This window comes from Candidatus Cardinium sp. cBcalN2 (genome assembly GCF_022810445.1).
Taxonomy (GTDB): domain Bacteria; phylum Bacteroidota; class Bacteroidia; order Cytophagales; family Amoebophilaceae; genus Cardinium.
On record NZ_JAACGD010000001.1, the window covers coordinates 1 to 7,025 of the forward strand.

Below are 7,025 nucleotides of genomic sequence, written 5' to 3' on the forward strand. Positions count from 1 at the left end.
AGCTTTTTTCATCAGCGCTTGATTTTTTGGCTACTTTTTGATCAAGCAAAAAGTAGCTCTAAAAAATTCATTTTTTACCAGTGTCAGGAACAGATACGGAGAAACAGAACTCGCCCGCTACGCGGGCTCAAACAAAGCTGTTTTTCTATTTCAGCTCCAAGGAATGATCGCTGATCGCAATTATTTTACAAGGGGCATTTTTTATTTTCGTGCGTAGCGCTACCACAGTAGTGAATGGATACAACTTGATTAAATCTAGTTTCTTAGAAGCGGATCAGAACATCATCTGTCTGAAGCCCGCATAGCGGGGTGAGCTTATGATCTTCCCGTTGAAAAACAGATAGTTTTTTGCTTTACTGTGTGCTACATTCCTTTATAGAAGACTGATAGCCTCATGCTAAAAGTTTATAAACACAGCTGCAATAAAATAGATTTTTCTTCTTTTTTATCAAGAAAAAGGTAACATTAAACAACCCTATACTTTAATTTCAACCTCTACACCACTAGGCAACTCTAACTTGGTTAATGCATCTACTGCCTTTGAACTACTAGAGTAAATATCTATTAATCGCTTATGGGTACAAAGTTCAAACTGTTCCCGTGACTTTTTATTTACGTGTGGAGAACGCAATACGGTATAAATTTCTTTTTTACATGGCAGGGGAATAGGGCCATTTACTACTGTTTTAGTAGCTTTTACAGCCTTAACGATGCTATCTGCCGATTTATCTAAAAGAAGAGCATCGAATGATTTAAGTTTGATGCGAATTTTTTGATTCATATGATTGTTTGCTATCTGTTCTACTTATACCGTTATACCTTTTGCTTTATTAATAATAGCTTCTGCTAGGTTTTTAGGAACTGGTTCATAATGCGAAAAAGTTAATGATGCAGAGGCTCTACCTGAAGTAATGGTTCTTAGATCTGTAACATAACCAAATAGCTCTGCCAATGGTACATCTGCTTTCACGATTTGTGTTCCACCTTTACTGTTCATACCTTTCATAATTCCTCTTCTTCTGTTAAGGTCGCCTGTTACGGGACCTGTAAACTCATTAGGGGTAGCTACTTCTACAGACATAATAGGCTCTAAAAGTACAGGAGAGGCCTTCTGCGCCGCCGCTCTGAACCCAGCTCTAGCACATAATTCAAAAGATAAAGAATCTGAGTCCACGTCATGATAAGAACCATGAAAGATTTTAACCCGCATCGATTCTACAGGATAATTGGCCAGCGGACCATTTTCCATAGCAGCTGTAAAGCCTTTCTGAATCGCTGGAATAAACTCTTTAGGGATAACGCCCCCAATAATTTTATTGACAAATTCTAACCCTGGCTCAATAGGCTCTCCTTGAACCATTGCTTTAGGCCCTATTTCAAAAACGATATCTGCAAACTTACCCCTACCGCCTGTTTGTTTCTTATAGACTTCTTTATGCTCTACTGTGGCTGTCAGTGCCTCTTTGTAGGCTACTTGCGGTGCACCTTGGTTGAGCTCAAGCTTGAATTCTCGTCTAAGTCGATCAATAATGATTTCTAGGTGTAATTCACCCATGCCCTTGAGAATGGTTTGGCCTGTTTCACGATCAGTTTCCATCCGTAAGGTTGGATCCTCTTCCATCAGCTTGGCGATAGATAGGGTTAACTTATCTTGGTCTGCTTGCTTTTTAGGTTCAATCGAGTAACCAATTACCGGCTCTGGAAAGATGATGGCTTCTAGTATCGCTTTATCTTTTTCACCAGTGAGCGTATCGCCTGTTTTAATCTCTTTAAAGCCAACTACTGCGCAAATATCACCTGCTTGCACCGCGTTAATCGGATTTTGTTTATTGGCATGCATTTGCATAAGCCGTGCAATCCGTTCTTTTTTACCCGTTCTATTGTTATGAACATAAGATCCGGCATCTAATGTGCCAGCATAGACCCGTAAAAAGGCAAGCCTACCCACAAAAGGATCGGTGGCAATTTTAAAAGCTAATGCAGTAAATGGTTCATTATTTTCTGGTTTCCTGAGCACGACTTCTCCTGTATCTGGATGGGTACAGGCTACTGGGGGTAAATCTAGTGGAGAAGGCAGGTAGGCACATGCTGCATCCAATAATGCTTGAACACCTTTATTTTTAAAAGCAGAACCACAAAGGACAGGAGAAAAAGAAAGATCAATAACTGCTTTTCGAATCGCAGCTCTGACCTCACCTGGTGTAATAGTATCTGGATTATCAAAAAATTTCTCCATCAATGCTTCATCATAACTAGCTACACTTTCAATCAGATTTTGACGCCACTGGCCAACCGTCTCCATTAAGTCTTGAGGAATAGGGACTACCTGGTAAGTCATACCTAAATCATCTTCATTCCAAATGATGGCTTCATTGGTAATCAAATCTACTACCCCTTTAAAGGCAGCTTCACTACCAATAGGAATTTGCAATGGAACAGGATTGGCTCCTAGTTTTTCCTTGATTTCATTTAAGGCATTAAAAAAATTGGCACCTGCCCTATCCATTTTGTTAACAAAACAAATACGAGGCACTCTATACTTATCGGCTTGACGCCAAACAGTTTCAGACTGAGGCTCTACACCAGACACAGCGCAAAATAAAGCCACTGCACCATCTAAAACACGCAAAGAGCGCTCTACCTCCACAGTAAAATCGACGTGGCCAGGTGTATCGATGATGTTGACTTTGTAGGTTTGGGTTTTTTCATTTGCTTTTCCCTGTATAGTAGGATATTTCCAAAATGTAGTAGTGGCAGCCGAGGTAATGGTAATCCCACGTTCTTGCTCTTGGGCCATCCAATCCATTACAGCCCCTCCATCATGGACTTCACCTATCTTATGGGTTAGGCCTGTATAATATAAAATGCGCTCAGTAGTGGTGGTTTTACCAGCATCAATATGCGCCATGATGCCTATGTTTCTTAAAAAGCTTAGCTCATTTGCCATTTATCTCAAGTTAAAATGTGAGAAGGCTCTATTTGAACTAGCCATCTTATGGGTATCTATCTTACGTTTGAAAGCAGCGCCTTCTTCTTTAGCAGCGGCAATAATTTCATTAGTAAGCCTTTCTGTCATAGTTTTCTCTCCACGGGATCTTGCATAATCAATGAGCCATTTCATGCCTAAAAATACCCTTCTATCTGGCCTTATCTCAATCGGAACTTGGAGGGTGGCTCCCCCAACACGCCTACGCTTGACTTCTAAAGTAGGGGTTACATTGTGGAGTGCTTTACGCCAAACTTCTAATCCTGCTTCTTTTGTTTTCTGAGATACTGATTCGATGGTATCATAAAAAATACTAAACGCAAGGCTTTTTTTGCCCCGTTGCATTAATCCATTTACAAATCTGGTCACAAGTGGATCGCCATATTTATAATCAGGTGGTAATACCCTTTTTATAGCTTGTTTTCTTCTCATGTTATTCCTTTCACTGAAATTAATTTAAGGCTTATTTTTTCTTAGGTTTTTTGGCTCCATATACGGATCTTGCTTGACATCTTCCATTCACACCAGAGGTATCCAACACACCACGGATAACAGAGTAACTAACACCTGATAAATCTTTTACCCCTCCCCCTCTAATCAACACAATAGAGTGCTCTTGTAAATTATGGCCTTCTCCAGGAATATAGGTATTGACCTCTTTACCTGTTGTTAAACGCACCCTAGCTACTTTTTTCATAGAAGAGTTTGGCTTTCTTGGTTTCATAGTATACACTTTGATGCATACACCTCGCCGCTGCGGACAGGATGAAAGAGCTGGTGATTTTGATGCAGAAGTAGTTTTTTTTCTTCCTTTTTTTACGAGCTGTTGTATGGTTAACATCTGTTTAATAATATTTTTAGGTTTATTAGGTGTGTAAATTTACATAATTATCTAATGGTTAGCAAAAGTTAAGTATTTCTTCACGACATTAGTAAAAAAGGCATTTTTAATTTACTTCTTCCTTTTTGTGGATAGCAAGCCCCTACCACAGTGCTCCTAAAAAAATTCAATTCATTGAATACGCACTAATCTTGCTTATTTTGTTGAATGATTACTTGATTCGCATGGCGATTATTTAGTTCGGGTTCTGATTCCCAACCTATATGGTCAAGATAGTTTTTGAAATCTTTTAGTAGCTGAGCTTTCCTTTGCTCTTTGATAGTCTGATTTTTAACTCTTTCTTGACTGTCTTTATTAGCCTGGTCTAGTTGGTTTTGTAACTGCTTCTTTTTTATGTCTAGTTCATAATGTTCCTTCTGAGACCCTAAGCGTTGAGCTTCCTCAATGCAAAACTCTGCATAACAGAGGTGATCTTTAACTGATTGAAGATGTAGTTTTAAGTTTTCTTTTTCATTAGGTATTTTGGCATTATATCTATTGGATTGTTTTTTAAGGGTTTCTATATCTCTGCCACGCCACCAACGAGTCAAGGAACCCGTTATTGCATTACGAAATTTCTGTAGACTAGCTAACCCTTCTTGTAAGTGTAAATGTTTATATTCCAGTTTAGGCAAGAAGTAGTCTATGTATATTCTGCAATTCTCTATTTCTTTCTCAGCTATGCTTAAAGCATCTTTTGCATACTTTTTTGCATCTTGCTTTGTTTTTGGTTTCTTTTTGCTAACCGTTTCCAGTTTTATTTCAGTATTTAGGTCATCATCCTCATAGCACTGATTAGATTCTTTATAAGCAGGAGGAGGGTCAGACTGGCTCAAAAGATCTTTTTTTGGATAAGGAGGAGCAGTAGGTTTCTGTTCCCCAGGAGCCTTAAAACATTGGTTAAGAGCCATTAACCACGGCAACAATAATATAGATAAAGCACATCTCGTAACCAATCTAGATGGATATAAAAAAATACCTGGTAATTGTTGCTGCTTACTTTTGCTATTTTCAGTTGATTTTTGTAAGCTATACTGGTAGCTATTTGTATCTATTTTTTTAGCGCTATTTGGCTTCATCATCAAAATTATGGTTTGGTTTACGAAGTTGAAAAATATTAAAAAATTAGGGTGTAAATATAAAAAATTTATAGACTACTTTATAATTTATTAATTTACACAAGGCTTTAGAGCGACTTTAGGGCTATACATAAGAGCAGATTTTGCAATTATAATTTATTTTTAGGATAAAACCAAGAAATCCATTAGATTATTTGAAGATAAGGACTTAGGAGCCTACTTTATATTTTGATCATTGAATTATTTTTGTAGAGTAGAGGCTCAGTTATATCATGCAGACTTTAATTAATTTTAAGTGACCTAAAGTCGCCTTATTGCCAAGTACCTAATAGGAGGTTGCTACTCACTTCTATGGTATCCGTTAAAATAAAAAACGCCTCTTGTAAAATAGTTGCGATCAGAAAGCGGCCCTTTACAGCTGAAATAGAAAAACAATTGAAATCGGAGCCCAAAGGGCCGATGCTGTTTTCCAGCTGTAAGGGGCCGCTTGCCGGAACTTTTTACGGAGGGCTTGATTTTTTGTCCACTTCTTGATGAAAAAAAATAGGCTAATAGCCTGCCTAAGTAAAACTTTTATCAGCAGAATATATTAAATTTAGAAGATAATTGTATTATTTTTTTGATCATGCATATTGTTTACGCCTATCTTCGCAATCAATTTAAGCAGTCTAGTAATGGGTTGATGCAACTCATTTTAATCCATATTTTAACCTTTTTGTTGCTTTTTTTGTTTAATACTGGATGTTATATCTGTGGTTATGAAAATCAGATTCCATGGCTTTATGGGCAATTGACTTTTCCTTCTCTTTATCCATTGTTATTGGAACGACCCTGGGCCTTTATCACTTACTCTTTTATCCATAAAGGTTTTGTAGATTTGTTCTGGGATATTTTTATACTATACATTTTTGGTCAAAAAATTCGGGCTATTACACGCTCAAAGCATATCTTACGGCTCTATTTTTTAGGACAAATAGTGGGGGCAATGCTTTTTTTTACACTATACCAGTTTTCGCCCCCTTTCAAGGGCGTTGCCGACAGCCTTACCGGTCCTTCAGCGCCTATTTATGCTATAATGATTGCAGTTTGTGTTTTGATGCCTAGCTTAAAGTTATATTGCTTCTTTTTCTCTTTACCACTACGTTATGTTGCGATTACTTTACTGGTAATAGCTCTTGTGCATTTACCCACACAAGATGCGGGTTATTACTTGGCACAATTGGGTGGTGCACTGTCCGGATATCTTTATGCCAGGCTCTGTAAGAACGATCTAGACATTAATCCTTCTTTTTTTAGTGTACATGGTGTTCGTAGAAGTAGAACAAAAATGTCGGTTACGGTTACTAAAAAGTAACCATTTGCTGAGCAAGGCACTTGGTAAGGTTAAGTTATCTCTTCCAGTCAGCGCTAAATTGCGTATCGGCCCCGATAGGGGGCTTAATAGGCACAAATTAAGTTTTATTTTTAATTTAGATGAATAGCATACTTTTTAGAATTATAAAAATAGTCGGTAAGCTATTGGGCATAGCTTGCATGGTAGAAATAGTCAGAGAAAAGCTGACTATTTTTTTCTATAGCTTGCAGCATAACCTTAAAGCACAAGCCAAAAAGATCATTCGGCTCTTTTTTATGGTTGCGCTGGCTTTTATATTATTTAGCTTGGGATTACGTTTCTTATTACATGGATTAGCTTGTTGGTTGAATGCGATTTTTGCTAGTGTTTATCTTGGTTTTTTTATCGTTTCAATCTTTTGCTTTTTAATAGTTACACTCATAATATTTAGGCTACGTAACCAAATCAATAACCAAGAAAAAGAACAGGAAGAATTTACGGATCTGCAGTAGAATAGCATAGCATATAGATATCTGTCCAAGACTTTGGTAAAAAAAGATTTTGTATACCCCTTTTTTCGTTTCCGTTCACCCAATGGCGTCAACTTAAGGGGTATATTTAATTGATTATTATATATAATAATATATAAAAAACGCCCCTTGTAAAATAGTTGCGATCAGAAAGCGCCCCTTATAGCTGACATAGAAAAACAGCTTCAATGGATGTCGCAGGGTGGATTCTGTTTTT

7 protein-coding genes are annotated in these 7,025 nt (G+C 37.5%); 2 read left to right on the plus strand and 5 right to left on the minus strand.

Annotated features, from left to right (window positions below; all coding sequences use genetic code 11):
• Window positions 1-475: 475 nt before the first annotated feature.
• The 5 genes from rpsJ to MUW74_RS00025 form a co-directional block, all read right to left on the minus strand.
• Window positions 476-781 carry a 30S ribosomal protein S10 gene (gene rpsJ, locus MUW74_RS00005; protein WP_243518186.1) on the minus strand — a complete coding sequence of 102 codons (306 nt, stop codon included), beginning with the start codon at window positions 779-781 and terminating at the stop codon, window positions 476-478.
• A 24-nt stretch (window positions 782-805) separates the two neighbouring features.
• The gene (fusA, locus tag MUW74_RS00010; protein ID WP_243518189.1) at window positions 806-2,947 is read right to left on the minus strand and encodes an elongation factor G; all 2,142 of its coding nucleotides are present in this window, start codon (window positions 2,945-2,947) and stop codon (window positions 806-808) included.
• The gene (rpsG, locus tag MUW74_RS00015; protein WP_243017993.1) at window positions 2,948-3,418 is read right to left on the minus strand and encodes a 30S ribosomal protein S7; all 471 of its coding nucleotides are present in this window, start codon (window positions 3,416-3,418) and stop codon (window positions 2,948-2,950) included.
• Window positions 3,419-3,449: 31 nt separating this feature from the next.
• Complete coding sequence (gene rpsL / locus MUW74_RS00020) at window positions 3,450-3,827, minus strand: 30S ribosomal protein S12 (RefSeq protein WP_243017992.1); 378 nt, start codon at window positions 3,825-3,827, stop codon at window positions 3,450-3,452.
• Window positions 3,828-4,012: 185 nt separating this feature from the next.
• A complete protein-coding gene (locus tag MUW74_RS00025; protein WP_243518192.1) occupies window positions 4,013-4,945 on the minus strand; it encodes a hypothetical protein in 933 nt (310 codons plus the stop codon).
• A 625-nt stretch (window positions 4,946-5,570) separates the two neighbouring features.
• On the opposite strand from MUW74_RS00025, the gene MUW74_RS00030 reads away from it, so the two are divergent.
• Window positions 5,571-6,299: a rhomboid family intramembrane serine protease gene (locus MUW74_RS00030; protein WP_243552995.1), complete on the plus strand. Its 729-nt coding sequence runs from the start codon at window positions 5,571-5,573 to the stop codon at window positions 6,297-6,299.
• A gap of 119 nt (window positions 6,300-6,418) precedes the next feature.
• Complete coding sequence (locus MUW74_RS00035; protein WP_243518179.1) at window positions 6,419-6,790, plus strand: phage holin family protein; 372 nt, start codon at window positions 6,419-6,421, stop codon at window positions 6,788-6,790.
• Window positions 6,791-7,025 lie beyond the last annotated feature (235 nt).

Excerpts from the sequence above, each read along its gene's own strand:
- rpsJ (WP_243518186.1), bottom strand. The coding sequence starts at position 781 with ATGAATCAAAAAATTCGCATCAAACTTAAATCATTCGATGCTCTTCTT.
- fusA (WP_243518189.1), bottom strand. The coding sequence starts at position 2,947 with ATGGCAAATGAGCTAAGCTTTTTAAGAAACATAGGCATCATGGCGCAT.
- rpsG (WP_243017993.1), bottom strand. The coding sequence starts at position 3,418 with ATGAGAAGAAAACAAGCTATAAAAAGGGTATTACCACCTGATTATAAA.
- rpsL (WP_243017992.1), bottom strand. The coding sequence starts at position 3,827 with ATGTTAACCATACAACAGCTCGTAAAAAAAGGAAGAAAAAAAACTACT.
- MUW74_RS00025 (WP_243518192.1), bottom strand. The coding sequence starts at position 4,945 with ATGAAGCCAAATAGCGCTAAAAAAATAGATACAAATAGCTACCAGTAT.
- MUW74_RS00030 (WP_243552995.1), top strand. The coding sequence starts at position 5,571 with ATGCATATTGTTTACGCCTATCTTCGCAATCAATTTAAGCAGTCTAGT.
- MUW74_RS00035 (WP_243518179.1), top strand. The coding sequence starts at position 6,419 with ATGAATAGCATACTTTTTAGAATTATAAAAATAGTCGGTAAGCTATTG.